Origin of the sequence: Microlunatus sp. Gsoil 973, from assembly GCF_009707365.1 — a bacterium.
Lineage (GTDB): Bacteria > Actinomycetota > Actinomycetes > Propionibacteriales > Propionibacteriaceae > Microlunatus.
Genome location: NZ_CP046122.1, coordinates 4,868,229 through 4,894,862 on the forward strand (window position 1 = coordinate 4,868,229; position 26,634 = coordinate 4,894,862).

Annotated in this window: 27 protein-coding genes; 12 read left to right on the plus strand and 15 right to left on the minus strand. The window is 68.1% G+C overall.

What is annotated here, in order from left to right; genetic code table 11:
- The 3 genes from GJV80_RS22835 to GJV80_RS22845 are packed head-to-tail and all read left to right on the plus strand — an operon-like array spanning position 1 to position 2,896.
- Complete coding sequence (locus GJV80_RS22835) at positions 1–1,392, plus strand: NAD(P)H-quinone dehydrogenase (protein WP_230208466.1); 1,392 nt, start codon at positions 1–3, stop codon at positions 1,390–1,392.
- On the plus strand, positions 1,389–2,303 hold the full coding sequence (locus GJV80_RS22840) for an NAD-dependent protein deacetylase (protein WP_230207958.1): 915 nt from the start codon (positions 1,389–1,391) through the stop codon (positions 2,301–2,303). The genes GJV80_RS22835 and GJV80_RS22840 overlap by 4 nt, the downstream gene beginning before the upstream one ends.
- A gap of 17 nt (positions 2,304–2,320) precedes the next feature.
- Positions 2,321–2,896 carry a DUF2231 domain-containing protein gene (locus GJV80_RS22845; RefSeq protein ID WP_154689869.1) on the plus strand — a complete coding sequence of 192 codons (576 nt, stop codon included), beginning with the start codon at positions 2,321–2,323 and terminating at the stop codon, positions 2,894–2,896.
- Between the two features lie 9 nt (positions 2,897–2,905).
- Here the strand turns inward: GJV80_RS22845 and GJV80_RS22850 are convergent, their stop codons facing one another.
- From GJV80_RS22850 to GJV80_RS22870, 5 genes are all read right to left on the minus strand, one after another.
- Entirely contained in the window at positions 2,906–3,736 is an 831-nt protein-coding gene (locus tag GJV80_RS22850; RefSeq protein ID WP_154689870.1) for a hypothetical protein, read from the minus strand.
- Positions 3,737–3,819: 83 nt separating this feature from the next.
- Positions 3,820–5,568: a biotin carboxylase N-terminal domain-containing protein gene (locus GJV80_RS22855; RefSeq protein ID WP_154689871.1), complete on the minus strand. Its 1,749-nt coding sequence runs from the start codon at positions 5,566–5,568 to the stop codon at positions 3,820–3,822.
- A 28-nt stretch (positions 5,569–5,596) separates the two neighbouring features.
- Positions 5,597–6,454 carry a biotin-dependent carboxyltransferase family protein gene (locus tag GJV80_RS22860; RefSeq protein ID WP_154689872.1) on the minus strand — a complete coding sequence of 286 codons (858 nt, stop codon included), beginning with the start codon at positions 6,452–6,454 and terminating at the stop codon, positions 5,597–5,599.
- Positions 6,451–7,065, minus strand: a complete 615-nt coding sequence (locus GJV80_RS22865; protein WP_154689873.1) for an allophanate hydrolase subunit 1 — start codon at positions 7,063–7,065, stop codon at positions 6,451–6,453. The genes GJV80_RS22860 and GJV80_RS22865 overlap by 4 nt, the downstream gene beginning before the upstream one ends.
- A 10-nt stretch (positions 7,066–7,075) precedes the next feature.
- A complete protein-coding gene (locus tag GJV80_RS22870) occupies positions 7,076–7,795 on the minus strand; it encodes a LamB/YcsF family protein (protein ID WP_154689874.1) in 720 nt (239 codons plus the stop codon).
- Positions 7,796–8,165: 370 nt separating this feature from the next.
- Between GJV80_RS22870 and GJV80_RS22875 the strand changes: the two genes are divergently transcribed.
- From GJV80_RS22875 to GJV80_RS22890, 5 genes are read left to right on the plus strand one after another with little or no spacing between them, the layout of a single operon-like run.
- On the plus strand, positions 8,166–8,705 hold the full coding sequence (locus GJV80_RS22875) for a DinB family protein (protein ID WP_154689875.1): 540 nt from the start codon (positions 8,166–8,168) through the stop codon (positions 8,703–8,705).
- A gap of 31 nt (positions 8,706–8,736) precedes the next feature.
- Positions 8,737–9,915 (plus strand): acyl-CoA dehydrogenase family protein, encoded by a 1,179-nt coding sequence (locus GJV80_RS22880; protein WP_154689876.1) that lies wholly within the window; start codon positions 8,737–8,739, stop codon positions 9,913–9,915.
- Positions 9,912–11,177, plus strand: coding sequence for an acyl-CoA carboxylase subunit beta (locus tag GJV80_RS22885; protein WP_255455510.1), 1,266 nt, complete (start codon positions 9,912–9,914; stop codon positions 11,175–11,177). The genes GJV80_RS22880 and GJV80_RS22885 overlap by 4 nt, the downstream gene beginning before the upstream one ends.
- Entirely contained in the window at positions 11,177–11,440 is a 264-nt protein-coding gene (locus GJV80_RS24705; protein WP_255455511.1) for a carboxyl transferase domain-containing protein, read from the plus strand. Before GJV80_RS22885 ends, GJV80_RS24705 begins: the two co-directional genes overlap by 1 nt.
- 20 nt (positions 11,441–11,460) lie before the next feature.
- A complete protein-coding gene (locus GJV80_RS22890) occupies positions 11,461–12,252 on the plus strand; it encodes an aminoglycoside phosphotransferase family protein (protein ID WP_230207959.1) in 792 nt (263 codons plus the stop codon).
- Here GJV80_RS22890 and GJV80_RS22895 read toward each other — a convergent pair.
- A complete protein-coding gene (locus GJV80_RS22895) occupies positions 12,241–12,999 on the minus strand; it encodes a decaprenylphospho-beta-D-erythro-pentofuranosid-2-ulose 2-reductase (protein WP_154689878.1) in 759 nt (252 codons plus the stop codon). The two genes, GJV80_RS22890 and GJV80_RS22895, sit on opposite strands and share 12 nt — an antisense overlap.
- Positions 12,996–13,895, minus strand: coding sequence for a decaprenyl-phosphate phosphoribosyltransferase (locus GJV80_RS22900; RefSeq protein ID WP_154689879.1), 900 nt, complete (start codon positions 13,893–13,895; stop codon positions 12,996–12,998). The genes GJV80_RS22895 and GJV80_RS22900 overlap by 4 nt, the downstream gene beginning before the upstream one ends.
- A gap of 64 nt (positions 13,896–13,959) precedes the next feature.
- Between GJV80_RS22900 and GJV80_RS22905 the strand changes: the two genes are divergently transcribed.
- Together GJV80_RS22905 and GJV80_RS22910 are read left to right on the plus strand one after the other, a co-directional pair.
- A complete protein-coding gene (locus GJV80_RS22905) occupies positions 13,960–15,978 on the plus strand; it encodes a GMC oxidoreductase (protein WP_154689880.1) in 2,019 nt (672 codons plus the stop codon).
- Positions 15,975–17,210, plus strand: coding sequence for an Nramp family divalent metal transporter (locus GJV80_RS22910; RefSeq protein WP_154689881.1), 1,236 nt, complete (start codon positions 15,975–15,977; stop codon positions 17,208–17,210). Before GJV80_RS22905 ends, GJV80_RS22910 begins: the two co-directional genes overlap by 4 nt.
- 3 nt (positions 17,211–17,213) lie before the next feature.
- Here the strand turns inward: GJV80_RS22910 and GJV80_RS22915 are convergent, their stop codons facing one another.
- The 3 genes from GJV80_RS22915 to GJV80_RS22925 are packed head-to-tail and all read right to left on the minus strand — an operon-like array spanning position 17,214 to position 18,927.
- Entirely contained in the window at positions 17,214–17,741 is a 528-nt protein-coding gene (locus GJV80_RS22915; RefSeq protein ID WP_154689882.1) for a MarR family winged helix-turn-helix transcriptional regulator, read from the minus strand.
- The gene (locus GJV80_RS22920) at positions 17,738–18,508 is read right to left on the minus strand and encodes a hypothetical protein (protein ID WP_154689883.1); all 771 of its coding nucleotides are present in this window, start codon (positions 18,506–18,508) and stop codon (positions 17,738–17,740) included. The genes GJV80_RS22915 and GJV80_RS22920 overlap by 4 nt, the downstream gene beginning before the upstream one ends.
- Positions 18,508–18,927, minus strand: coding sequence for an MFS transporter (locus GJV80_RS22925; protein WP_195909081.1), 420 nt, complete (start codon positions 18,925–18,927; stop codon positions 18,508–18,510). The genes GJV80_RS22920 and GJV80_RS22925 overlap by 1 nt, the downstream gene beginning before the upstream one ends.
- 266 nt (positions 18,928–19,193) lie before the next feature.
- Here GJV80_RS22925 and GJV80_RS22930 point away from each other — a divergent pair, with 266 nt between their 5' ends.
- Positions 19,194–20,594 carry a hypothetical protein gene (locus tag GJV80_RS22930; RefSeq protein WP_154689885.1) on the plus strand — a complete coding sequence of 467 codons (1,401 nt, stop codon included), beginning with the start codon at positions 19,194–19,196 and terminating at the stop codon, positions 20,592–20,594.
- On the opposite strand, the gene GJV80_RS22935 is transcribed toward GJV80_RS22930, so the two are convergent.
- The 5 genes from GJV80_RS22935 to GJV80_RS22955 are packed head-to-tail and all read right to left on the minus strand — an operon-like array spanning position 20,533 to position 25,780.
- Positions 20,533–21,159, minus strand: a complete 627-nt coding sequence (locus GJV80_RS22935) for a nucleoside triphosphate pyrophosphatase (RefSeq protein ID WP_154689886.1) — start codon at positions 21,157–21,159, stop codon at positions 20,533–20,535. The genes GJV80_RS22930 and GJV80_RS22935 overlap by 62 nt on opposite strands.
- The gene (locus GJV80_RS22940; protein ID WP_154689887.1) at positions 21,159–22,838 is read right to left on the minus strand and encodes a DUF885 domain-containing protein; all 1,680 of its coding nucleotides are present in this window, start codon (positions 22,836–22,838) and stop codon (positions 21,159–21,161) included. Before GJV80_RS22940 ends, GJV80_RS22935 begins: the two co-directional genes overlap by 1 nt.
- Before the next feature lie 10 nt (positions 22,839–22,848).
- Positions 22,849–24,015 (minus strand): MFS transporter, encoded by a 1,167-nt coding sequence (locus GJV80_RS22945; RefSeq protein WP_230207960.1) that lies wholly within the window; start codon positions 24,013–24,015, stop codon positions 22,849–22,851.
- Between the two features lie 2 nt (positions 24,016–24,017).
- The gene (locus GJV80_RS22950; protein ID WP_154689889.1) at positions 24,018–24,215 is read right to left on the minus strand and encodes an acyl-CoA carboxylase epsilon subunit; all 198 of its coding nucleotides are present in this window, start codon (positions 24,213–24,215) and stop codon (positions 24,018–24,020) included.
- Entirely contained in the window at positions 24,212–25,780 is a 1,569-nt protein-coding gene (locus GJV80_RS22955; RefSeq protein WP_154689890.1) for an acyl-CoA carboxylase subunit beta, read from the minus strand. Before GJV80_RS22955 ends, GJV80_RS22950 begins: the two co-directional genes overlap by 4 nt.
- A gap of 32 nt (positions 25,781–25,812) precedes the next feature.
- Between GJV80_RS22955 and GJV80_RS22960 the strand changes: the two genes are divergently transcribed.
- On the plus strand, positions 25,813–26,616 hold the full coding sequence (locus GJV80_RS22960) for a biotin--[acetyl-CoA-carboxylase] ligase (RefSeq protein WP_154689891.1): 804 nt from the start codon (positions 25,813–25,815) through the stop codon (positions 26,614–26,616).
- Positions 26,617–26,634: the final 18 nt, after the last annotated feature.

A 26,634-nucleotide genomic window follows, 5' to 3' on the forward strand; every position in this document is an offset into this window, starting at 1 on the left:
GTGACGCATGTGGTGATCGTCGGCGGCGGGCCCGGCGGATACGAGGCCGCGCTGGTCGGCGCCCAGCTCGGCGGCCGGGTGACGCTGATCGACAGCGAGGGCATCGGCGGGGCCAGCGTGCTCACCGACTGTGTACCGTCCAAGACGCTGATCGCGACGGCCGAGGTGATGACCGAGGTCAAGGAGTCGGGAGAACTCGGGATCCGGTACGGGCCCGACGAGGTCCAGGTCGACCTCGGTGCGGTCAACAAACGGGTCTTGGCCCTGGCCTCTCAGCAGTCGACCGACATTGCCGATCGGCTGCGCCGCGATGGTGTCGAGATCGTCGTCGGTTCCGGCCGGCTGGACGGTCCCGAACGGGTGATCGCCGAGACCGTCGAAGGATTCCGTGCCTTCGACGCCGACGTCGTGTTGATCGCCACCGGCGCACATCCGCGGGTGCTGCCCGACGCCGTGCCCGATGGTGATCGGATCCTCACCTGGACCCAGCTGTACGAGCTCCCCGAACTGCCGCAGAAGTTGATCGTGGTCGGCTCCGGTGTCACCGGTGCCGAGTTCGCCAGCGCCTACCACGCCCTGGGTGCCGAAGTGGTGCTGGTGTCGTCGCGGGACCGGGTGTTGCCCGGCGAGGACGCCGACGCCGCCCGGGTACTGGAGGAGGTGCTGACCCGGCGCGGCATGCAGGTGATGCCGAAGTCCCGTGCCGCCGCGGTCACCCGGGACGGTGATCTGGTCACCGTGACCTTGACCGACGGCCGGACCGTGACCGGTTCGCACTGCCTGCTAGCGGTGGGCTCCATCCCCAACACCGAGGGCCTCGGTCTGGAGAAGGCCGGCGTGCAGACCGACGACCGCGGCTTCGTCGTCGTCGACAAGGTGTCCCGGACCACCGCGCGAGGCGTCTATGCGGCAGGGGACTGCACCGGCGTACTCATGCTGGCATCGGTGGCTGCGATGCAGGGCCGGATCGCGATGTGGCACTCACTGGGCGACGCCGTGTCACCACTGGACCTGGCCACCGTCTCGTCCAACGTCTTCACCGCGCCGGAGATCGCGACCGTCGGAGTCAGCCAGCAGCAGGTGGATTCCGGCGACTTCACGGCAGTCTCTGTGCTGCTGCCGCTCGAGGGCAATGCCCGGGCCAAGATGCAGGGCCTGCACGACGGTTTCGTGAAGATCTTCTGCCTGCCGATGACCGGCATCATCGTCGGCGGTGTCGTTGTCGCCCCACGGGCCAGCGAGTTGATCTTCCCCTTGACTGTCGCGGTGGCGCAGCGGATCACCGTTGATCAATTGGCCAAGGACTTCACCGTCTATCCGTCCCTGTCGGGTTCGGTGTCCGAAGCGGCACGCCGGCTGCACAGTCATGCGACGATGATCACGACACCGTGAGAGCGACCAACCTGCGGTTCGGCGCCGACTGGTTGCCGAGCCCACCCGAGGTGTTGGCCCGGCCACTCGACGATCAACTCGACGATCTGGCGTCGTTGATCAACGGCCGGAGCTGGACGGCGTTGACCGGTGCCGGAATCTCCACCGACAGCGGCATCCCGGACTATCGCGGTCCGGAATCGCCTCGTGCGACGCCGATGATGTACGACGAGTTCGTCGGGTCGCACAAGGCCCGGCAGCGGTACTGGGCCCGGAGTTTCCTCGGCTGGCCGCGGATGCGCACCGCGGAGCCGAATGCCGGACATCGCGCCCTGGCCGAACTGGCGGCGTACGGACTGAACGGCCTGATCACCCAGAACGTCGACGGCCTGCATCATGCGGCCGGCAGTGAGCCGGTGATCGATCTGCACGGCAGGATCACCAAGATCATCTGTCTGGACTGTGGGCAGCTCACCGAGCGCGCCGACCACCAGCAACGCCTGCTCGACCTCAACCCGCAGATCGCCGGCAGCGAGGAGGATCTGCGACACGCCGAGTTCAGGCCGGACGGCGACGCGGTGGTCGACGACTGGAGCGACTTCCGGGTGGCGCCATGTCTGAACTGCGGCGGTGTGCTGAAACCGGATGTGATCTTCTTCGGCGAGAGCGTGCCCAAGGAACGGGTGCAGCGCTGCTACGACCTGATCGACTCCTCCGAGGCGTTGCTGGTCGCCGGATCATCACTGGCGGTGATGAGCGGGCTGCGGTTCGTCCGGCACGACGCCAGGCGGGGCAGACCGGTGATCATCGTCAACCGCGGCGCCACCCGCGGGGACGATCTTGCCAACCTCAGGATCGATGCCGGCACATCGGAGGTGCTGACCGGATTGGTAGCCCGCCTGCGTGACGGGTACCGGCCGGTCGGGCACTGATCGAGGAGGGCAGAGGCATGGCTCGGAGCACCAGAGGAAGGGGTCTGATCGCCAAGGACCCGATCCACGTCCGGCTGATGAAGCGGGTCGAGACGACGCCGGCACTGAATCCCGGGGTCGGGTTGCTGCGGCGGGTCGCCGAACCGCTCACCGGCTCGCCGGCCCGGACCCGGGCGCTGCAGGGCAACTGGACGGGCCACGCGATCCACCCGCCGCTGACCGACGTCCCGATCGGAGCGTGGGTGTCGGCCAGCCTGCTCGATCTGCTGGGCGGCCGGTCCGCACGACCAGCGGCGACGCGGCTGATCGGGCTTGGCATCCTCGCCACGGTGCCGACGGTCCTGACCGGGCTGGCGGAGTGGCGGAGCATCGACCCCGAGTCCCAGCGGGTGGGCGTACTGCATGCGTCGGTGAACTCGGTTGCGCTGAGCCTCTACACCGCATCCTGGTTCGCCCGGCATCGCGACCGGCACGGCAACGGCGTGCTGCTGGCGCTGGCCGGTGGCTCGGTCGCCGGACTCGGCGCCTATCTCGGCGGGCATCTGACCGAGGTCCGCAAGATCTCCACCCGCCACCCGGGGTTCGATCGCTGAGCTCAGACCTCAGTTGCCGCCGAAGAAGTCCCCGAACATGTCGCCGATCCCGTCGAAGGCGTCGCCGATGCCGTCGCCGATGCCCTCGAAACCCTCACCGATGCCCTCACCGATCGCGCCGATGCCCTGGCCGAGGCCGCTGAACAGCCCGCCCATCGAGTTCATCCCGCCGAACAGCAGCCCGCCGACCATCATGCCGGTGAGCATGTCCGAGCCGCGCCAGCTGTTGTAGTAACCCTGAGCCCAGGGCGCGTACGCCGGTCCACCCTCCCAGTACGGCACCCGGCGGGCGCCCATCTGCACGGTGCGGATATACGGGTCCGCACCGGCGAGCACGCGCTCGGCATCGGCCGCGCAGGCCGGCACATCGCGTACCGAGCCCCCGGGCGGCGCCCACTGCACGTTCTGCGCCGACGGGCCATGTGCCGGGTTGAAGAAGCAGGGCGGCCGCTTCTGCGGCAGCGGCTGGTTGGCGACCCGCGCCTTGACGCAGGCGATGGCATAGCGACCGTCCTCGAGGATCTCGGTGACGTGCCGGATCTCCTCTGGCCGGCGTACCGCCGCCAGGGACGTCTTGGCGTCCTCATAGGCATCCAGGGCCCGCTGGTAGTCCTGCTGCATCGCCTCGTCCAGCGGCCGTCCGGCCACGTCGACGTCCAGTCGCTGCAGTTCCTCACCGAACTTGGTGACGTCCTCGTCGGCGGCCCGCTTGGACGTGGCCAGTTGGCTCTCCAGTTCGGCGCGCTCGGTGGCCTCCCGGCGCTTGGTCTGCTTGCGGCCGTAGACCAGGGCACTACCGCCGACCACGACGAGGATCAACAGCAGGACGATCGATTCCATGGATTCCAGTGTGCCAAGGCGGTTCGGTCGACCCGGTGCCCGATCGGACAATTTAAGCCATTCTTGGAGTCCGGTCTCGGGTTTCAGTCGACGATCTCGCAGATCACCGAGCCGCTGGTGACCGTCGCGCCGACCTCGGCCGACAGACCGCTGACCCGGCCCGACCGGTGTGCGGACAGGGGCTGCTCCATCTTCATCGCCTCGAGCACGACGATCAGCTCACCCTCGGCGACCTGGTCACCGTCCGAGGCCACCACCTTGACGATGGTGCCCTGCATGGGCGACGTCAACGCGTTGCCCGAGGCCGCCGCGGAGGCCGTGCGCTGCCGCTTGGGCTTCCTGGTCCGTGCAGGTGCCGGCTGCGCGGTGGCGGCGATCCCGGCCGGCATGGCCACCGCGAACCGCTTGCCGTTGACCTCGACGACGACGGTCGTCTTGTCCTGCGAGTCGGGTGCGGCGGCGACCTCGCTGTCGTAGGGCGGGATCCGGTTGTCGAAGTCGGTCTCGATCCAGCGCGTGTGCACGGCGAAATCACCGTCCGCCGCGACGAACGCCGGGTCACCGAGCACGGCCCGATGGAACGGTACGACCGTCGGCATGCCGTCGATCCGCAACTCCGCCAGGGCTCGCCGGCTGCGGGCGATCGCCTCCGCCCGATCGGCGCCGGTGACGATGACCTTGGCGACCAGCGAGTCGAAACTGCCGGGCACCGTCATCCCGGTCCGGTAGCCCTCGTCGACCCGGACTCCCGGCCCGGACGGCGGCTGCCAGGTGGTCAGCGTGCCGGGCGCGGGCATGAAGTTGCGGCCGGCATCCTCGGCGTTGATCCGGAACTCGATCGAGTGCTTGGTGATCACCGGATCACCGATCTCGAGCTTCTCGCCGTCGGCGATCCGGAACATCATCCGCACCAGGTCAAGTCCGGTGACCTCCTCCGATACCGGATGCTCCACCTGCAGGCGGGTGTTCACCTCGAGGAAGGAGATGGTGCCGTCCGGTCCGACCAGGAACTCACACGTCCCGGCACCGACGTAGCCCGCCTCGGCGAGGATCGCCTTGGACGCGGTGTAGAGCGTGGCCCGCTGTTCATCACTGAGGAAGGGCGCCGGGGCCTCCTCGACGAGCTTCTGGTTGCGGCGCTGCAGCGAACAGTCCCTGGTGGAGACGACGATCACGTTGCCGTGCTGGTCGGCCAGGCACTGGGTCTCGACATGCCGCGGACGATCGAGGAACCGCTCCACGAAGCACTCACCCCGGCCGAAGGCGGTGACCGCCTCGCGGACCGCGGACTCGTAGAGCTGGGGAATCTCCTCGATCGTCCTGGCCACCTTCAACCCGCGCCCCCCACCGCCGAACGCGGCCTTGATCGCGACCGGGAGGCCGTACTCCTCGGCGAAGGCGACCACCTCGGCGGCATCCTCGACCGGGTCCGCCGTGCCCGGCACCAACGGCGCGCCGACCTTCTGGGCGATGTGCCGGGCGCGCACCTTGTCACCGAGCGCGTCGATCGCCGGCGGCGGCGGTCCGATCCAGGTCAACCCCGCGTCGATCACCGCCTGTGCGAAGGCCGAGTTCTCGGCGAGGAAACCGTAGCCGGGATGGACCGCGTCGGCGCCGCTGCGGCGGGCGATGTCGATCAGCTTCGGGATGTCCAGGTAGGTCTCGGCCGGAGTGCTGCCGCCCAGGGCGTACGCCTCATCGGCCAGCTGCACGAACAACGAGTCGGCGTCGGGTTCGGCGTAGACCGCGACGGCGGTCAGCCCGGCGTCTGCGGCGGCACGAATCACCCGGACGGCGATCTCGCCGCGATTGGCGACCAGGACCTTGTGCATGCGACCTCCCCTGTTGACCTCACGGAGTCTAAGGGCTGGCACGCCACCGCAACCGCAGGCCGTCGCCGGGACGCAGCTGCGCGATGCGGTCGCAGTCCGCTGCCGGCACCACGCCGACCACCGGGTACCCGCCGGTGACCGGATGATCGGAACCAAAGATCAATGGCAGGCCCGATGGCGGCACCTGGACGGCACCTCGGATGATGCCCTCGCTGGGCAACTCCGCCGTGACCCGGCGGCCCAGCGGCGCTCCCTGCAACCGCACACCGGTGCGGTCGGAGTCGTTGCTGACGGTCCACACCCGGTCGGCCAGGATTTGCACGGCCTTCGGGGTCAGCCAGTCGGTGCGTGGCCCGGGCGTCAGGGCCACCTCGAGCGGGTCATCGGATGGCGGCGTGCGCACCAGGCCGATATGGGGGAAGGGCAGCGGCGTCCGTCCGACCGGCAGTCGGGTGCCGGGTTGCAGCGGTGCCGGACCGAGTCCGGAGAGCAGATCTGCGGAGCGACTGCCGAGTACGGGTGGGACGTCGATGCCGCCGCGGACGGCCAGATAGTTGCGCAGCCCGGCTGTTGGCGCCCTCACCTCCAGCCGGTCACCAGGACGCAGGTGTACGGCGTGGTGGGAGGCGTCGGGCCGGGCGTTGATCACCAGCGTTGTGGTCGCCCCGGCCACGGCGGCCCAGATCGGGCGTTCGGTGGAGACGACAAGGCCGCCGTGCAGCACCTCGATGGCCGCGAAGCCCTCGGGGTTGCCGACCAGGCGGTTGGCCGCCCGCAGGCCGTGCCGGTCGGCGGCTCCGGAGGGCGGGACGCCGAGGTGGGCGTACCCGGACCGGCCGAGATCCTCGATCAGCGCCAGTGGCCCGGTCTGTTCGATGATGATCATGGCGTCAGCCGGCGGAAGCGGACGCGGGTGCCGGGGGCGAGCACGGCCGGCGGCTCGGCGGTGACGTCGAACAGTGGCGCGTCGGTGCTGCCGATCAGCTGCCAACCTCCGGGGCTCGGGGCCGGATAGACAGCGGACCAGTGATCGGCCAGTGCGACGGAACCGGCGGGCACCCTGGTCCGCGGAGAGGCCCGGCGTGGCACCGGAAGCGGCCGCTCGGTCGGGGACAGGTAGCCGAAGCCGGGGGAGAAGCCGCAGAACGCCACCACCCAGTCCTGACCGGTGTGGTGGTTGATCAACTCCTCGGCGTCGAGGCCGAGTCGTTCGGCGAGAGCGGCGAGATCGGGTCCGTCGTACCGGACGTCGATGGCCACGAGGCCGGCGTCGCCGGCCGGAACCGGCGGCGGTTCGATCTCGATCAGGGTGCCGGCGAGTTCGGTCGGCAGCGGGGCGGACAATTGGAGAAGCAAGGTGCGTGCGCCGGGAACGATCCCTGAGATCTCAGGCCGGTCCTGCTGGTGCAGCCAGTGCAGCAGCCGCCGGCTGTCCTCCAGATCCCCACATTCCAGCAGCCGCGCCGTGTCGCCGTAGGGGAGCAGGCGTCGAGTCATCACCGGGCCTTCAGAGGAACGGCGCGATCTCGATGCCCGCAGCAGTGAGCGCGGAGCGGACGGTCTGCGCCATGGTCACCGCGCCCGGCGAATCGCCGTGTGTGCAGAAGGATTCCGCGACCTGCTCGCGTGCCGCGGCAACGGCACGCTCGGCTGCAGCCTCGGGGTCGATGATCAGCGCATCCGGTTGTCGGCGGTCGACCAGCCTGCCGTCGGGGGTGTAGTTGCGGTCGATGAAGTACTCGGTCACGGTACGGATGCCGCTGTCCTCGGCGATCTTCAGCACCAGCGACCCGGGCAGGCCGAGCAGCGGAAGCGGCTCCGGGAGCGCCAGCAGCGCGTCGACCACCGCACGCGCCTGGGGCTCATGATCGACGATGGCGTTGTAGAGCGCGCCGTGCGGTTTGACGTAGGCGACCCGGCCGCCGGCGCTGCGGGCGAGGGCGTCCAGTGCGCCGATCTGGTAGATGATCTCGGCAGTCAGTTCCGCCGGGTCGATGTCGATGAACCGTCGGCCGAAACCGGCAAGATCGCGATAGCCGATCTGGGCACCGATCACGACACCGCGCGCCACCGCCTCGCGGCAGGTCACCAACAGGCTCTGCGGGTCACCGGCATGGAAACCGGTGGCGACGTTGGCGCTGGTGATCAACTGCAGCATCGCCGCGTCGTCGCCGACTTGCCACTGGCCGAAGGATTCACCGAGGTCGGCGTTGAGGTCGATGGTCACCCTTGCCAGAATAGGCGCGGAACAGGCGTGGGGCTCGTCCAAGTATGAGTTGGACGAGCCCCACTTGTTGGCCAGGACTGATGACGCTTCCGGCCTCACCGTTGATCCTGCGATCACCCCGGCCCGTCATCGACCGGGCGGCGAGTCGAAACCCGCCGGATGGATCGTGGTCTTCATCGGATCCCGCTCCCCTTGCGGGGTGCGTGAGAGAAGTTCTACTCGCACCGCGAGCCGAACGCAACCCCAACGGACAAAGAAGATCCGGGAATTTCCCGGCGCGCCGATCCGTCCACAACGCGGGGTCCCTCATCCACCGAAATGCCGACCTTGTGCACAGGTGGCGCGCTCAACCTGGGGATACTCTGTGCCCATGGAACAGCCGCCGCCCGATACCAAGGATTGGACGTGGACGATCCAACTGCGTTGTCCCGAGTGCGGTCTGGAGGCCGGCACCATCGACGTCCCCGGGGTCGCTGATCGTCTGGAGGCCGCGGCGGTCGAGTGGGTGCAGATCCTCACCCAGAACCCTGCCGCGGATCGGAGACCGTCACCTCGGATCTGGTCGCCGCTGGAATACGGCGCGCACGTCCGGGACGCGATCGAGTTGTACGACGCCCGCTTGGTGATGATGTTGATCGAGGACACTCCGACGTTCAAGAACTGGGACCAGGACGAGGCCGCCATCGTCGGCGACTACGCACGTCTCGACCCGGATCGGGTGGCGGAAGAGATCGCCGGCTACAGCGCGACCCTGGTGGCCAGGATCCGCGCCCTGGAGGATTCCCAGCTCGACCGTCGCGGTACCCGGTCCGACGGAGCGGAGTTCACCGTGCGGACCTTCCTGCAGTATCTGCTGCACGACATCGTCCATCACCTGTGGGATGTCACCGGGCAGCAGGCCGAGGTCTGATGCGCGGCCCGGTCCTCGAGAAGGGATCCCGATGGCGTACCAGCTGAGCAAGGAACACCAGGACTTCCGGGCGGTGATGGCCGAGTTCGCGGCCGCCGAGGTTGCACCGTACGCCGCCGACTGGGACGCCGAACACCGGTTCCCGGTTGAGGCGGTCGGCAAGCTGGGTGATCTGGGCGTCTTCGGACTGCACGCGCCCCAGGAGTACGGCGGTGCCGGTGACTTCTCCAGCCTGTGCATCGCGATCGAGGAGGTGGGCCGGGCCGACCAGTCGCTCGGAATCACCATCGAGGCGGGCGTCGGACTGGGGATCAATCCCATCGCCACCTTCGGCAACGAAGATCAGAAGACCCGCTGGCTGCCGGATCTGGTCGCCGGGCGCGCGCTGGCGGGATTCGGGCTGACCGAGCCGGAGAACGGATCGGACGCCGCCGCCACCAGGACCCGGGCCGAACTGGTCGACGACGAGTGGGTGATCAACGGCGCCAAGCAGTTCATCACCAATTCCGGAACCGAGCTCACCTCCCTGGTCACGGTCACCGCCCGGACCGGAACCCGCCCCGACGGCCGGGCGGAGATCTCGGCGGTCATCGTTCCCAACGGCACACCGGGTTTCACTGTCGAACCCGGCTACCACAAGCTCGGCTGGCGCTCCTCCGACACCCACCCGTTGACCTTCACCGATGCCCGGGTCCCGGTCGATCATCTGCTCGGCGAACTCGGCCGGGGCTATGCGCAGTTCCTGGCGATCCTCGACGACGGCCGGGTGGCCATCGCCGCCCTCGCCCTGGGATGCATCCGCGCCTGTCGTGATCTTGCCGTGCAGTACGCCGGTGAGCGCAAGGCCTTCGGCACGCCGATCGGGCGCAAGCAGGGCGTCGCCTTCCAGCTTGCAGATCTCGACGCCATGGCCCACACCGCTGACCTGCTTGTCTACTCCGCCGCGGCGATGCGGGACGCGATCGACGAGGGCAGCGGACCGGGGATGGCGGCGTACAAACGCGCGGCGGCGATCGCCAAACTCCAGACCACCGGGTACGCCGTCACCGCGACCCGGATCGCAACCCAGATCTTCGGCGGCTACGGCTTCATGGAGGAGTATCCGATCGCCCGGTTCTACCGAGACGCCAAGGTCTTGGAGATCGGGGAGGGCACCTCGGAGGTACAACGGCTGCTGATCGCGCGGGGACTCGGTCTGGATGTCGAATGACTCGTGATCATGCCGCCGAGGTGTCCGCCGCCCGGGACGCGACACTCACCCCGCCGGAGAGGACGTCGGCGAAGCTGAAGAGCCAGAACAAGCTCTTCGTCCGGGACCGGATCAGGCTGCTGTTCGACGACGGCACGTTCGTCGAGGACGGGCAGCTGGCCAATGCCCGGGCCGGCGGGCTGCCGGCCGACGGTGTGGTCACCGGCCGGGGCCTGGTGGACGGCCGGCCGGCACTGGTGGTCGCCAACGATCCCGGGGTGAAGGCCGGCTCCTGGGGTGCGCGGACGGTGGAGAAGATCATTCGGGTCACCGAGATCGCACTGTCCGACGAGCTGCCGATCTTCTGGTTCGTCGACTCCGCGGGTGCCAGGATCACCGATCAGGTCGATCTCTTCCCCGGCCGACGTGGCGCCGGCCGCATCTTCCGCAACCAGGTCGCCCTGTCCGGCAAGGTACCGCAGATCTGTTGCCTGTTCGGGCCGAGTGCGGCCGGCGGCGCATACATCCCGTCGTTCTGCGATGTGGTGATCATGGTTGAGGGCAACGCGTCGATGTACCTCGGGTCGCCGCGGATGGCCGAGATGGTGGTCGGCGAGAAGGTCACGCTGGAGGAGATGGGCGGAGCCCGGATGCACGCCTCGGTCTCCGGTTGCGGTGATCAACTCGCCGTCGACGACGAGGACGCCATCGAGCAGGCGAAGGAGCTCTTCGGCTACCTTCCCGGCAACTGGCGGCTGCCCGCACCGTCCCGCCCTGCCGCCGGGCCGGTCCGGGATTTCACCGACGACCTGGTGCCCGCGGACGAGGCCCACGGCTACGACATCCGCACGGTGATCGAGGCGATCATCGACGAGGACTCCTTCCTTGAGGTCAAACCGCTGTTCGCACCGGAGCTGGTCACCGGATTCGCCTGCCTGGAAGGCAATCCGATGGGGATCGTCGCCAACCAGCCGGCAGTCAAGGGCGGCGTGCTGTTCGTCGACTCGGCGGACAAGGCGGCCCGGTTCATCTGGCTCTGTGACGCATTCAACCTGCCGCTGCTCTATCTCGCCGACGTCCCGGGTTTCATGATCGGCAGCGAGGTCGAACGGATGGGCATCATCCGGCACGGCGCGAAGATGATCACAGCCGTCGCCGAGGCAACCGTGCCGACCGTCTCGCTGATCGTACGCAAGGCCTACGGTGCCGGTCTGTATGCGATGGCCGCCCGGGATTCCAGCCCGATGCTTGCCTGGCCCTGCCGACAGCCAAGATCGCGGTGATGGGTCCGGAGGCGGCGATCAACGCCGTCTACGCCAACAAGATCGCCGAGATCTCCGAGCCGGCCGAACGGGCGGAGTTCGTCGCACGGTTGCAGGCCGAGTATGAGACCGACATCGACATCCTGCGACTGGCCTCCGATCTGATCATCGACGGCATCGTCGAACCGGCCGAGGTGCGCCGTGAACTGGTCGCCCGTTTCGCCGCTGCCGCGACCAAGGACCGAACGTTCAGCACCAAGCGGCACGGAGTGCCACCGGTCTGATTGACTTGACCGTTGTGCGCATGCCCGAAGCGGAGATGGACGTCACGCCATCGCTGGTGACCGAGCTGATCCGGCAGCAGCTCGCTGCCGAGCTGATCATCAAGGAGCAGCAATGGCTTTCCGAACTGGCCGGGCGTCTGCCCGTCGCGATCCCGGTCGCGGTGCGCGTCGGCCGGCCGACCGAGGAATATCCGTGGTTCTGGTCCATCGGACCGTGGTTCGACGGCGATGCGCTGACCGAGATCCCGGTGCCCGATCGGGCTGGGGTGGCCGTCGAACTCGCCGCCTTCTTCGCCGCACTGCACCGGCCCGCGCCGGCCGACGCTCCCAATAATCCGGTCCGCGGCATCCCGCTCTCGGTGCGGGCAACGCTGGTCGCCGACCACCTGGACCTGCTCGCCGCACCGCCGTGGATGCGCACCCTGTGGGCCGACCTTGTCGACACGCCGGAGCTGACCGGCCCACCCCAGTGGTTGCACGGCGACCCGCACCCGGCGAACGTGCTGACCAAGGATGGACAGCTGTCCGCGGTGATCGACTTCGGCGACCTCTGCGCCGGTGACCCGGCGACCGACCTGGCCGTCGCCTGGTTGGCGTTCGACGCCGAGGGTCGGCGGCAGTTCCATGATCACTATTCCGCGCTCACCGACACCGATGACAGGGCCGATGACAGGGCCGATGACAACCTGTGGCGACGGGCACGCGGCTGGGCGCTGAGCCTGGGAATGTCCCTGCTGGCCAATTCCGACGACAATCCCGGTCTGGCAGCGGTCGGCCGGCACGCCCTGGAGCAGGTGCGGCTAGATCGGTAGCCGCCGGAACAGCGGCCGCGGCACATGCCGCAGACCGGACATCACGATCCGCATCGGCCCTGGCACCCAGATCAACTCCTTGCGGTCCCGAACGGCGGCCACAGTGGCCTCGGCGACCTGTTCGGGGGTGACGGCCATCGGCGCCTCGTCCATCCCGGAGGTCATCTTGGATCGCACGAAACCCGGGCGGACCACCAGGACACGTCCGCCGAACGGCTTGAGCGCCTCGCCGAGACCGGAGTAGAAGCCGTCGAAGCCGGCCTTGGTCGATCCGTACACGAAGTTGGACCGCCGCACCCGTTCACCGGCAACGCTGGACAACGCGATGAGCTGGCCGTATCCCTGCCCTCGGAAGCGCTCGGCAACCAGGGCGCCCAGATGAACCGGGGCGGTGTAGTTGATCTCGGCCATCCGGAGTGCGGCGTCGGGATCGGTCCACGCCTCTTCAGCATCACCCAGGATGCCGAATGCCACCACGACACAGTCCACGTCTGCGGACTCGAACGCCTGCTGGACGACCTGGGTGCGCGATGCGGCGTCGGTGGCCTCGAAGTTCAACTCGGTCACTGCGCAGCCTGCCTCCCGGAGCTCGTCCGCGGCCGCGGTACGACGGTCGCCCGGCCGGGCGGCCAGCAGCACCCTCAGCTCCGGCCGCTTGGCGGCGTAGGTGCGGGCGATGGCCAGGGCGATGTCGGAGGTGCCGCCGAGCAGCAACAGCGACTGCGGGACACCGAGCGCGTCGATCATAGTTTTCCTCCGTAGACGGCGATACAGATGATGATCAGCCACAGCAGACCGAAGACCTGCAGCACCCGGTCGCGGATCACCACGTCCTCCGGCTCACCCGCCTCGCCGATGTCGATCTCCCGCGCGTACTGCAGCAGCCCCAGGGTGAAGGGTGCGATGGAGATCGCCGTCCAGCCTATGCCGAACGGGCGGAGCTTCAGATTCTCGAAGGCCCACAGGCTGTAACTGATCAGCACCATCGCGGCGGCCAGCATCCAGGTGAATCGCAGATAGGTGTCGGTGTAGCTGGCCAGCGATCTCCGGGTCCCGGCATCGGCGCCGAGCGAGAGCATCTCGGAGTAGCGCTTGCCGGCGACCATGAAGAGCGAACCGAACGAGGCGACCAGCAGGAACCACTGGCTCAGCGGGATATGCGCGGCGACGCCGCCGGCGATGGCTCGCAGCAGGAAACCGCTGGCGACGACCGCCAGGTCGATCACCGGCTGGTGTTTCAGGAAGAATGAGTAGCTGACCTGCAGCAGCAGATAGATGATCAAGGTCGCGCCGAGCGGGATCGAGGTGAGGAAGCCGATTCCCAGCCCGATGACGCCGATCACGGCGGCCAGCACCCACCCGGCGCGGATCGACAGCTCGCCCGCCGGGATCGGCCGGAACCGCTTCTTGGGGTGAAGCCGGTCCTCGTCGACGTCCCGGATGTCGTTGATCAGGTAGACGGTTCCGCTGATCAGGCAGAAGGCGACGAAGGCCAGCGCGGACGCCGAGAGGATCGCCGGCTCGAACAGCCGACCCGCGGCCAGCGGTGCTGACAGCACGAGGACGTTCTTGAGCCACTGATGGGGCCGGACAGCACGGATCGCTGCCGGAACCCGGCTGGGTGAGCGCACCTGGTCAGACATAACGACCCGAGGGTAGCCGTACCGACCTGTGGATGAAGGTCCCGACACTGTATAACCGTTAGGCGTGACCGCCGAGACTGCACCGGACCTGTTGACGACCGTCATCGATGCCATCGTTCCGGCCGACGACTTCCCGTCGGCCAGTGCTGCCGGCGGACTGGACTTCCTGCAACGGGTCCGCGAGCGCGAGCGGCCCGACTGGGGCCGACGGATCAATGCGGCCGTCGCCAAGGTCGACGCCGCCGCGTGGCAGGTCGGCGGAAACGGCTTCATCGGTCTCGACGCCGCCGGACGCCAGGCGGCCCTGGCATCGGTCGGCACCGATCCGGAGGTCGCCTGGTTCGCCCGGCTGGTCAACTACGGCTACTACGGCGACGGCCGCCGGCCGGCAGTCTGGCAGATGGTCGACTGGCAGCCCGACCCCGCCGGCGGCTGGCCGAAGGATCTTCCTGCACTGCCCTTCGACCGTGCCGGGCTGATCACCCCGGCTCAACTGCGGCAGCGCTACGACGCGATCGTCATCGGCTCCGGGGCCGGTGGAGGCGTGGCGGCGGAGATCCTCGCCGAATCCGGTCGCAGCGTGCTGATCATCGAATCCGGCAGCGGGCCGGCGGCCTCGGCGCTCGACCATGATCATCTGCACAACCCGCGGCTGAACACCGGACTCGGCACGCTCACCGGGCCGACTGCCGACAACGCGATCACCGTCGGCGGCGGCACCCGGGTGTACGGGGCACAGGCCTGGCGGTTCACCCCGCAGGATCTGCGGATGGCAAGTTCCTACGGCGTTCCAGACGGCAGTTCGCTGGCCGACTGGCCGATCACCTACGAGGATCTGGAGCCCTATTACAGCGAAGCGGAATGGCGATACGGGGTCAGCGGCCTGGCCGCCGGCGATCCCTGGGCGGGCACCAGATCCCGGGACTATCCGATGCCGCCGGTGGTCTCCGGAAGCGGTCGTCGGCAACTGCTGGCGGCCGGCGCCGCAAGCCTTGGCTGGGGCACAGTGCCGCCACCGTTGTTGATCAACTCCACCGCCTACCGGGGCCGTCCCGCGTGCATGCATTGCGCAATGTGTGTCGGCTTCGCCTGCCCGGTGGAAGCCAAGTCCGGCTCGCACAACACCGCGATCCCGACAGCGTTGGCGACCGGGAACGGTTTCTTGATCACTGCCACCACAGCCGAGAAGTTGATCACCGATCCCGCCGGCCGGGTCACCGGGGTCGCGGTCGTGGGCGAGGACGGCGGTCGGGTCTGGCGCCGGCAGATCGCGGCGGATGAGGTGATCATCTCCGCTGGTGCGATCGCCACCGCCCGGCTGTTGTTGGCCAGTGGTTCGGACCGGGAGCCCGGCGGCGTCGGCAACAACCACGATCAGGTCGGTCGGCATGTGCAGGGACACCTCTACGCCGGTGCGCTGGGGCTCTTCGAGGACGAGACCTTCGGCATCGACGGGCCCGGCCCGTCCATCGCCACCTGTGATTTCCGGCATGGCAACGACGGACTGGTCGGTGGCGGGATGCTGGCCAACGAGTTCGTGCCCATCCCGGCCAGCAGCTTCGACTACCTGGTCGGTGCGGGCGTGATCCCGCCGTACGGGCCGAAGGCGAAACAGGGCATGCGCCGCTGGACGCGACGGATGGAGCGGGTGGTCGGGCCGATCCAGGAAGTCACCACCGCTGACGCCCGGGTCCGTCTTGACCCTGCGGTCCGCGACCGGTTCGGCAACCCGGTCGCCGTGCTGAGCGGGTCGGTCCACCCCGAGGACGTGAGGTCCCGCGACTTCATGACGGCCAGGGCCCGCGAGTGGCTGGAGGCCAGCGGTGCCTCGCAGGTCTTCGCGCCGGCGCCGGGCGCGCGGCCGTCCGGGCCGAGCGCCGGCCAACATCAGGCCGGGACCTGCCGGATGGGCACCGACCCGCTGACCTCGGTGACGGATCCCTTCGGATCAGTGTGGGGTCATGCCAATCTGTGGATTGCCGACGGGTCGTTGCATGTCACCAACGGAGGGGTCAATCCGGTGCTCACCATCATCGCCAACTCGCTGCGGGTCGCCGATCACCTCGTCAAGCGCGGGGGATGAGCACCACTCTGTTGGGACGCGGTCGCGCGCTGCTCTACCGGTCCCGGCTGCTCGGCCCGGCCTTCGTCGCCGCCGTGGCCTATGTCGACCCCGGCAATGTCGCGACCAACACCACGGCCGGGGCGGCGTACGGTTACCTGCTGCTCTGGGTGTTGGTCGGGGCGACGTTGATGGCAGGACTGGTGCAGTACCTGTCGGCCAAGGTCGGCCTGGTCACCGGGCGGTCGCTACCCGAACTGGTCGGTTCGCGGACGCGCACCGGCAGCCGGGTCGCGTACTGGCTGCAGGCCGAACTTGTCGCGGTGGCCACCGATCTTGCCGAGATCATCGGTGGCGCAGTGGCATTGCGGCTGCTCTTCGACCTGCCGGTGATCGTCGGAGCCTTGATCACCACTGCCGTGTCGACCTCGCTGCTGGTCATCCAGGACCGCAGCGGGCAGCGGGATTTCGAGCGGGTGATCTCCGGGCTGCTGGCGGTCGTGACGCTCGGTTTCCTGGCCGGCCTGCTGGTCGACCCGCCGGACCCGGCGGCGACGCTGGACGGGCTGCGGCCTCGGTTGCAAGGCACCGAGAGCGCCCGGCTGGCGGTCGGCATGCTCGGAGCGACCGTGATGCCGCACGTGGTCTACCTGCACTCGGCTCTGGTACGGGATCGGCACGGTCCCGTCAGCCGTGATCGGCTCGGGCCGCTGATCCGGACCACCCGGGTCGACGTCGGTCTGGCGATGGGCGTTGCCGGCGCGGTGAATCTTGGCATGCTGCTGTTGGCTGCCAGCGCGTTGTTCGGTCGGGACGTCGGCGGGTTGGAGGATGCCCATCGTGCGCTGGGCGACGAACTCGGTTCGGTGATCGCCATGTTGTTCGCGGTCGCCCTGTTGGCGTCCGGGCTGGCCTCGACGTCGGTCGGCGGTTACGCAGGCGCAGTGATCATGGGTGGCCTGTTGCGCCGCCGGATCCCGATCCTGCTGCGCCGTTTGCTGACCGCCGTTCCAGCGGTGATCCTGCTCGGCATCGGCTGGGACCCGACCCAGATGTTGATCTGGTCCCAGGTGGTGCTGTCGTTCGGCATCCCGTTCGCGCTGGTGCCCTTGGTCAGGTTCGCCCAGGACCGGACGCTCCTGGCAGCCGCGCCGACCCATCGGTTGACGATCATGGTCGCCTGGGTTGTGGTGGGCTTGGTCGTCGCGCTGAACGCCGGGCTGCTGGCTGGTGTCGTCTACGAACGGCTCTGACCCTCAGGGGGACGACGTTTCCAACACCGACAGCCAATGTCGCAGCAACGCGGCGAGTTGATCCTGCTGCTCGGGCGTCAATGCAGTGAGCAATCGGCGTTCGTTGTCCAGGTGGGCGGGTGCACATCGCTCGAAGACGTCGCGGCCGGCTGAGGTCAACGCGACGATCGATCCCCGCCCGTCGTCGGGATCTGCGGTCCTGGTGACCAGACCGGCGCGGACCAGTCGCTCGACCCGTAGGCTCACGGTCCCTGAGCTGAGGTCGAGTTCGGCCATCAGGCCACGTTGGCTCATCCCGTTGTCCGGAGCGACCCGGACGAGCGTCGCCAGTACGGCGAAGTCGGCGCCATTGAGTCCGAACTGTTCGAAGATCATTTCGCGATCGATCGCTCGCTTCAGCCGGTCGAGGCGGGTGAAGATCCCGATCGGTGTCACATCAAGATCAGGTCGGGTCCTTGCCCACGACGCCATCACCCGGTCGACAGAGTCGGCGCCCGGATCGACGGTCGGTCGTTGATCATCACCGGTCATGATCGGAAAGGCTGGACCAGCTCGGCGACCAGCGAAGTGAGCGCCAGTGCCGCCACCATGGCCGCGTAGCCGATGGTCGTCGGCAGCAGTCCGAGTGTGCGGGCGGCGACACCGGCGATCACCGCGGGAACCGCGAACGCGAGGTAGGCCACGACGTAGATCGCCGCGATCAGCGCCGCGCGCTCATGCGGGCCGGCATCACTGACGAGATGTCGGAACGCGCCAAGAAATCCCGATCCGAAGCCTGCGCCGGCGATCACGCTGCCGGCCAGCAAGACGGCACCACTGCCGATCGTCACACCGGCCATGGTCACGATCACTCCGGCGATCAACACCGTGCAGCCTGCGACCATGGTCGTTGCCGGCGGCCAGGACCGGACGATCAGGCAGCTGATCGCTCCGGCGCCGCACAGCGCGACGACGATCGCGCCGCCGAGCATCAGATTCTCCGAGTGCTCGATCTCCATGATCAGCGACGGGCCGAGGGACAGGTAGAGCCCACCGAGCGCCCAACAGGCGACCAAACACGGAGTCGCGGCAAGGAAAGCCGTCCGACTTGCCGGACCGACGCCGATCTGCGGGATCAACGACAGACGTGATCTTGTGGTCACCGATTCCGGCACCGTCAACATCGCGGCGGCAAGTCCGAGATAGCTGATCAGTAACACCAGATACACCAGACGCGTGGGCTGTGGGGCATATTGCACCAGCAAGCCGGCGACGAGCCCGCCAACAGCCAGGCCGGCGGTCGGCATCACGGCGTTCATCACTGCCCCCGGCCGGGTCGGTCGGCGGGCTGCAGATCGAGTAGCGCGGCACTGACCGCCGCAGTGACCAGACCTGTTGCAACGCCCTGGGTGATCCGGGCCAGATAGAGCCATGCCACGCCAGAGGCGAGCAAGAAGAGAGCCATCGCCAGCGACTGGAGACCGAGCGCCATCAAGATCACCGGACGCCTGCCGAGGGCGTCGGAAAGTGTGCCCGAAACCAACAAGGTGCCTAGTAGTGCGATGGCGTAGATCGCGAATACGGCGGTCACGGTGACGGGCGAGAATCCCCAGGTCCTCGCATAGACCCCGTACAGGGGGGAGGGTGCACTGGCTCCGGCCAGAAACGCTGCAAGGACCGTAGCCACCACGATGAATGCGGCCGGTCGCCGCGCGACCTCGATTGCTGGTTTGGACATCTTCATGGCCTTCGAGAATAGCTTGGGGGCAAGCTATACGTCCACGGTAGCCGCAGCGACGAATCTCTGGAGATATCCACAGTCTGCGGTTCGCCCGCGAAGAAGTGTCAGACCGTTCGTCTAGCGTGAGGACATGTTCGAACCGGTGATGGACGGACTGGGTCCGCGCGAAACGCTCGCAGCCCTGGAACAGTCCGTCCTGCAGCAAGTTCGAGCCGAGTGTGCACAACTGGAGCTTGCGGCGCACTGGGCGGTGCAGCACCCCGGTGAGTCCGTCCGTCCGGATGGTGTGCCGGGAGCCGAACGGCGCATCCGGCTCGGCGGAGAGGGGGACCCCCGAGATCGCAGAATTCGCTCCGGTCGAACTCGGCCCCGTTCTCGGAATGCCGGAATGGCAGGCCCGCGCACTCGTCGCCGACAGTATCGACCTGCGCTACCGACTCCCGAGGTTGTGGGAGTTGGTGCTGGCCGGCCGGATCCACGGCTGGCGGGCGCGGCGGATCGCGCAACGCACCCGGGAGCTGAGCCTCGACGCAGCGGCCGGGGTCGATGCCGAAGTTTGGGAGTGCGTGGAAAGCATGCCCTGGCAGCGATTCTCCGATTTGCTGGAATCCAGGATCCTGCTGGCAGATCCGGACCGTGCGATCCGGTTGGCGGAGAAGGCCAGCCGCGGCCGGCATGTGTCCGTGTCCAAGCGTCCTCGGTACGGCACCAAGACCGTGATCATGCGCCTCGACGCCGCGGATGCGAATCAGCTGGAGGACTCGATCGACCGGACCGCGCGTGTCCTGCGGTCGTCGGCCCGCAGCGGTGATCAACTTCCCGGTGTCGTCGACCGGCAGTGTGCATCGGAGCAGGAGTTCCGTGCCCAGGCAGCGGGACTGATGGCTCAACCGCTCGTGGCGGCGGCTGTGATGGCTCACGACTCACGGCGATCGGACCAACGGGTCGAGATCGATGCCGAGACCAGGCGTCCGGTGGTGACGCCGGCGGTGGAGGATCAGCTGACCGGCCCGGTGCCGGAGTGGCTGGCGCGGGCCGATCTTTCCAAGCTCGCGCCCAGGGCGGTGTTGCACGTCCACGTCTCAGCCGAATCGCTGCGGGCCGGGTCCGGGATCTGCCGGGTCGAGGGCATCGGACCGGTGATCCTGGACCAGGCGCGGTGCTGGCTGGGCAGCGGTGTCCGCGTCAAGCTGCAGCCGGTGATCGACGCGAGCGACCTGACCGCGGTCGATGCCTACGAGGTGCCGTCGCGGATGCGGGAGGCTCTGCTCGCACGGTCGCCGGCGAGCTGTTTCCCGTGGTCGACCGTTGTGTCCCGGCGGATCGACGTCGATCACACGATTCCGTACCAGAAGGGTCCGCCGGGCCAGACCTGGTTGGGCAATCTCGGTCCGTTGAGCAGAACCGAACATCGGGTACGCACCCATGGTGGTTGGCAGGTCCGACAACCGGTGCCCGGCACCTATGTCTGGAGGTCGACCTACGGGTACGTCCTGCTGGTCAACCGGTCAGGCACGCACGCCTTGGGCAACAGCGACTTCGCTGAGCAGGTCTGGTCGTCGGCGGCTGACATCGGGCCGGTCGAACGACGATTCCGCGAGTTCATTCGTGACTTTGCCGATGACAGGTCCACAGCTCAGACCAGGAGTGACCCGCAGCGATGATCATCTCCCGCAGCAGCGGGAGGCTGATGCCGACGACGTTGTGTTGGTCGCCCTCGATCCCCGACACGAAGGGTCCGCCGATGCCGTCGACGGTGAAGCCGCCGGCGACCTGCAGCGGTTCGCCGGTGGCGATGTAGGCATCGATCTCCGCATCGGACAGGTTCGCGAAGTGCACCGTCGTTGCCGCGCTCCGACCTGCCTCATGGAGCACCGTGCCATCGGCGACTTTGATCAACTGGTGCCCGGTGTGCAGGACGCCGGACCGTCCGCGCATCATCTGCCAACGCTGTTTGGCGACGTCGGCGCTGCCCGGTTTCCCGTACGCGACACCGTCGAGTTCCAGCACCGAGTCACAGCCGACGATGATCACCGGCCCGGGCTCACCCAGGAGCTGATCGGTGACCGCCTCAGCCTTCAGCCGGGCCAGGGTCAGCGCGAGATCTGCCGGCCGGGTCTGGACGACAACCGACTCATCGACGCCGGAGACGATCACCTCCGGTTCGACCCCGGCCGACCGAAGGGTGGCCAACCGGGCCGGGGACTGTGAGGCGAGGACGAACCGCATCAGACCCGGGCCAGCGCGGCACGCAACGGATCCAGACCCATCGGACCGAGATTCAACGCATCCGCATGGAACTTGCGCAGATCGAAACTCGCTCCGGCCCGCTGCCTCGCCTCGTCCCGGGCCTGTAGCCAGATCCGCTCGCCGACCTTGTACGACGGCGCCTGGCCCGGCCAACCCAGATACCGATCAAGTTCGAACCGCAGGGTCGGCTCATCGGTGGCCAGATTCATCAACAGGAACTCCAAGCCGGCCTGCGGCGTCCACCGCTCGCCCGGACGGAAGCCCCAGGGATTCGGATCGGGGATCGTCAACTGCAGATGCATGCCGATGTCGATGATCACCCGGATCGCCCGGAAGGCCTGCGCGTCCAGCATGCCCATCCGGTTCCCCGGATCGCTCAGGTAGCCCAGGTCGTCCATCAGCCGCTCGGCGTACAGCGCCCAGCCCTCACCGTGTCCGGAAACCCAACACAGCAAGCGTTGCCAACGGTTCAACTGATCCTTGGCGTACGCGTTCTGGGCGACCTGCAGGTGATGCCCGGGCACACCCTCGTGGTAGACGGTGGTGACTTCCTTCCAGGTGGAGAAGTCGTCGATTCCCTCGGGCACCGCCCACCACATCCGGCCGGGACGGGAGAAGTCCTCGGTCGGCCCGGTGTAGTAGATGCCGCCGTCGTGGGTCGGAGCCAGACAACATTCGATCTTGCGGATCGGCTCCGGGATGTCGAAGTGAGTTCCGGAAAGGTCGGCCAGCGCCTGATCGGCCAGTCCCTGCATCCAGTCGCGGAACGCCTCGGCGCCGCTGATCTTGCGAGCCGGATCGGCATCGAGAGCCTCATAGGCCGCCTTGATGTCGCTGTGTCCGTAGAGATCCCGGGCGATCGCCTTCTGCTGGTCCTGCAGTCGCTCGAGCTCGGCCCAGCCCCACTGGTAGGTCTCCTCGAGGTCTACCGCGGCGCCGAGGAAGTAGCGGCTGTTCAGGGCATAGCGCTCCTCGCCGACGGCGTCCAGGGCGGGGGCCTTCGGGGCAAGATCGCTCACCAGCCAGCCTGCGTAGTCGGCGTAGGCCTGCCGCGCGACCACGGCGGCCTCCCGCAGTTCGCCGGCGAGGGTGTCGCCGAACCGGTCCGGCATGGATGCCACCAGCTCGTCGAAGAAGTCGTGGGATCCGACCTCACCGGTCCAGCCGCGGATCTGTTCCACCGCTCCCTTGATCTGCCGGATCGCCGACACGTTGCCCTGCTCGGCCTCTTCCGACAGGGTCTGCCGGGCCTGGGACAAGGGCGTTCCGACGGTCCGCAGGCGGGCGGCGATGTTCCGCCAGGCGTCCTCGGTGTCGGTGGGCATCAGGTCGAAGACTTCCCGGACCTCGTGTGCGATGTCGGCGACGACGCTGACCCGGCTGGTGACGACGTGTGCGTCGTACAACTCGGCCTGCAGCGTCAGCCGTTCGATCATCGACTCCTTGGCCGCGTTCTCCCGCTCGTCGACCGGGGTGGCACCGTGAAGCGCAGCCAGGGTGCGGCGGTCGCGATCGGCCTCGGCGGCGAACCCGTCCGGGGAGAAATCGTCCCACGCGTCGTCATAGCCTTCGATGCCCAGCACGGTGGCCAGGGTGGGGTGATTGGCGATGCTGTCGGCGACGTACGCCTCGGCGATCTCGTCGATCGGTCGGTCCATGGTCAGGACCCTACCGGCCGGCGGGCGGGCGCACGGCCGGTGCACTGAGCAACGACACGACACAGACGGCAGCGACCACCAGCAACGAGTGCCGGACCCCGACGTGGTTTCCGATGAACCCCAGCACGGGCGGCCCGATCAGGAACGCGCCATAGCCGATCGTCGACACGACCGAGACCCGGGCCGCGGCGTGTTGCCGATCATCGGCTCCGGCCGACATGCCGACCGGGAAACCCAGCGCGGCACCGGCGCCCCAGAACACCGCGCCGATCGCGGCCAGGTACGGCTCAGGAGCGAAGACGAAGATCAACAGGCCGACGATCGCCGCGATGAGGCAGCCGCGCAGCACCGCGACCCGACCGAATCGGTCCAGCAGTGAACTGCCCGCGTACCGGAAGATCGTCATCGACGCCACGAAGACGGCGAACATGATCGCGCCGATCGACCCGCTGACCCGGAAGCTGTCGACGGTGGCCTTGGCCACCCAGTCGTTGGCCGACCCCTCGGTGAGAGCGGCCGCCAAGACGACCAACCCGATCAGCAGGGTGCGCGGCTCGGTCCAGGCACGCCAGCGCGAGGTCCGCGGCTGCTCCGGATCGGCGTGGGCCGGCAGGAAGAACCGGGTGGCGAACACGATCAACACGGCACCGGCGGCGACGACCACCAGCAGATGCAGCCACAGGGGCACGTGGAGTCGGGACAGCAACCCACCCAGCAGCGCTCCGAGGAACGCTCCGCCGCTGAAGGCGGCATGGAACTTGGGCATGATCGTCTTGTCGCCGCGCCGCTCCACCTCCGCACCCTCGATGTTCTGCGAGACGTCCCAGACACCCATTCCCATGCCGTAGCAGAAGAGGGCGACGCCGCAGGGGATCAGCCAGCCGAACAGCAGGCTCAGGGCCACCACCACCATGGCCGCACCCAGCATCGAACCGGCAAGCCGGATCGCGCCGGCGGTCCCGACGCGTTCGGCGATGCCACCGGCCAGCGGTAGGCCGAGCACCGAGCCGAGGCCGGCCATCAGCAGCAGCAGTCCGAGACCGCCGGGGGTGAGGTGGAAGACACCGGCCACCGCCGGCAGTCGCGCCGACCAGCTGGCGAACAGCAGGCCGTTGAATCCGAACACGGCAAAGGTTGCGACCCGTGCCCGGCGCACGGTGAGGGTCGCCGTCGTCACTGTCACCAACCCCGGACCGCCGCCTGCCACTTACCCGGACCGGGCTGGATCGGTGCCTTGACCGTTCGCCAGTACGCCGCCCAGCCGGAGGGTGGCCGGTCCGGCTCGGTGGTGCGCCCGGCGGCCCGGACCGCAAGGAGCGCGAGGACGGCCGCGACCTCCTCGTCGGTGGGGTCCGCGGAATTCTCAGCGACGTTCACAGAGGAATGTTCCCATGTTTCTTCGGCGGCAGCTGCTCCCGCTTGGTGCGCAGCAGCCGCAGCGACCGGATGATCTCGGCCCGGGTCTCGTGTGGAGCGATGACCGCGTCAACGTAGCCGCGTTCGGCCGCCAGGTACGGGTTGGCGAGCTCCTCGTCGTACTCGGTCATCAGCTCCGCACGCCGGCTGTCGGGATCCTCGGCCTCGGCCAGCTCCCGGCGGTAGAGGATGTTGACCGCGCCCTGGGAGCCCATCACGGCGATCTGGGCGGTCGGCCAGGCGAGGTTGATGTCGGCTCCCAGATGCTTGGAGCCCATCACGTCGTAGGCGCCGCCGTACGCCTTCCTGGTGATCACGGTGACCAGTGGCACCGTCGCCTCGGCATAGGCGAAGAGCAGCTTCGCGCCCCGGCGAATGATCCCGTTCCACTCCTGATCGGTGCCGGGCAGGAAGCCTGGTACGTCGACGAAGGTGATCACCGGGACGTTGAACGCGTCACAGGTCCGGACGAAGCGGGCGGCCTTCTCCGACGCATTGATGTCAAGACAGCCGGCCAGCACCGACGGCTGGTTCGCGACGATGCCCACCGGCCGTCCCTCGACCCGTCCGAAGCCGGTGATGATGTTCTGGCCGAACAGCGGCTGGGTCTCCAGGAAGTCCTCGTCATCGAGCACGCGGGTGATCACGTCGTGCATGTCGTAGGGCTGGTTCGGCGAGTCCGGGATCAGCTCATCGAGTTGGCGATCGTCGTCAGTCACCCCGAGTTCGATCTCGACCGGCAGCGCCGGCGGTTCCTCGAGATTGTTCTGTGGCAGGAAACCGAGCAGCTCCCTGACGTAGCCGATCGCATCCTCCTCGTCCGTGCCGAGGTAGTGCGCGTTGCCCGACGTGGTGTTGTGGGTCCGGCCGCCGCCGAGATCCTCCATCGTCACGTCCTCGCCGGTGACGGTCTTGATCACATCGGGCCCGGTGATGAACATCTGCGAGGTCTGATCGACCATGATCGTGAAGTCGGTGATCGCCGGCGAATAGACCGCACCGCCGGCACACGGACCCATGATCAACGAGATCTGCGGGATGACCCCGGAGGCGTGGGTGTTCCGCCGGAAGATCTCGCCGTAGAGGCCGAGCGAGACCACCCCCTCCTGGATCCGGGCGCCACCGGAGTCGTTGATGCCGATCAGCGGGCAGCCGGTCTTCAGGGCGAAGTCCATCACCTTGACGATCTTCTCGCCGAACACCTGGCCCAGTGAGCCGCCGAACACGGTGAAGTCCTGGGAGAAGACGCAGACCGGCCGACCGTCGATGGTGCCGAAGCCGGTGATCACGCCGTCGCCGTACGGCCGCCGCTTCTCCATGCCGAACGCGGTCGACCGGTGCCGGGCGAACTCGTCGATCTCGGTGAACGAACCCTCGTCCAACAACAGCGCGATCCGTTCCCGGGCGGTCTTCTTGCCGCGCGCATGCTGCTTCTGGATCGCCTCGGCGGAACCGGCATGACCGGCCTCACCGAGCCGTCGCTCCAGGTCGGCGATCTTGCCGGCGGTGGTATGGAGGTCAGACATGGCTCGACCCTAACGGTAGGGTCGGCGGCGAAATGTATGACACGGATCCGGTAGATGCCGAGCGGCTGCGCGAGCTCGTCGTCGAGGACGGCAGGCGGCTGTGGCAACAGATCGAGGTGGTGTCGCAGACCGGTTCGACGAATGCCGATCTGGCACGGGCCGCTGCGGCGGGGTCCGCCGGGCACGGCTCGGTGCTGCTCACCACGTACCAGTCCAGCGGGCGCGGACGCCTGGATCGCACCTGGTCCGCCCCGCCCGGTGCCAGCCTGGCGATGTCGCTGTTGTTGGTCCCCGGTGACGTCGCATGGCAGCGGTGGACCTGGCTGCCGCTGATCTGCGGGATGGCCGCCTCCGAAGGCATCCGGCGGGCGACCGGGGTGGCGACAACGCTCAAGTGGCCCAACGACGTGATGGTCGGGGACCGCAAGCTGTCCGGCATTCTGGCCGAGCAGGTGAGCACGCCGTCGGGACCCGGTTGCGTGATCGGCATCGGCATCAACACCGACCTGACCGAGGACCAGCTGCCGGTGCCCTGGGCGACCTCGTTGTTGTTGGCCGGGGCGAGCACCCGGAACAAGACGACGGTCGCGGCGACGGTGCTGCGCGCCTTCGGCCTGTTGTACGAGAACTGGCAGCAGGATTTCGACGCCGAGGCGCTGAGTCGTGCCTACATCACCCGGTGCGCGACAATCGGCCGACAGGTGCGCGTCGTACTGTCCGGCGAGGACTCGGTGACCGGCAGGGCGGAGGCCATCGACAACGACGGCCGGCTGGTGGTCCGGACGGCGAACGGCCGGCAGGTCTTCGGCGCCGGTGACGTCATCCACTTGCGCTGATCTCTGGGTACCGTGGCT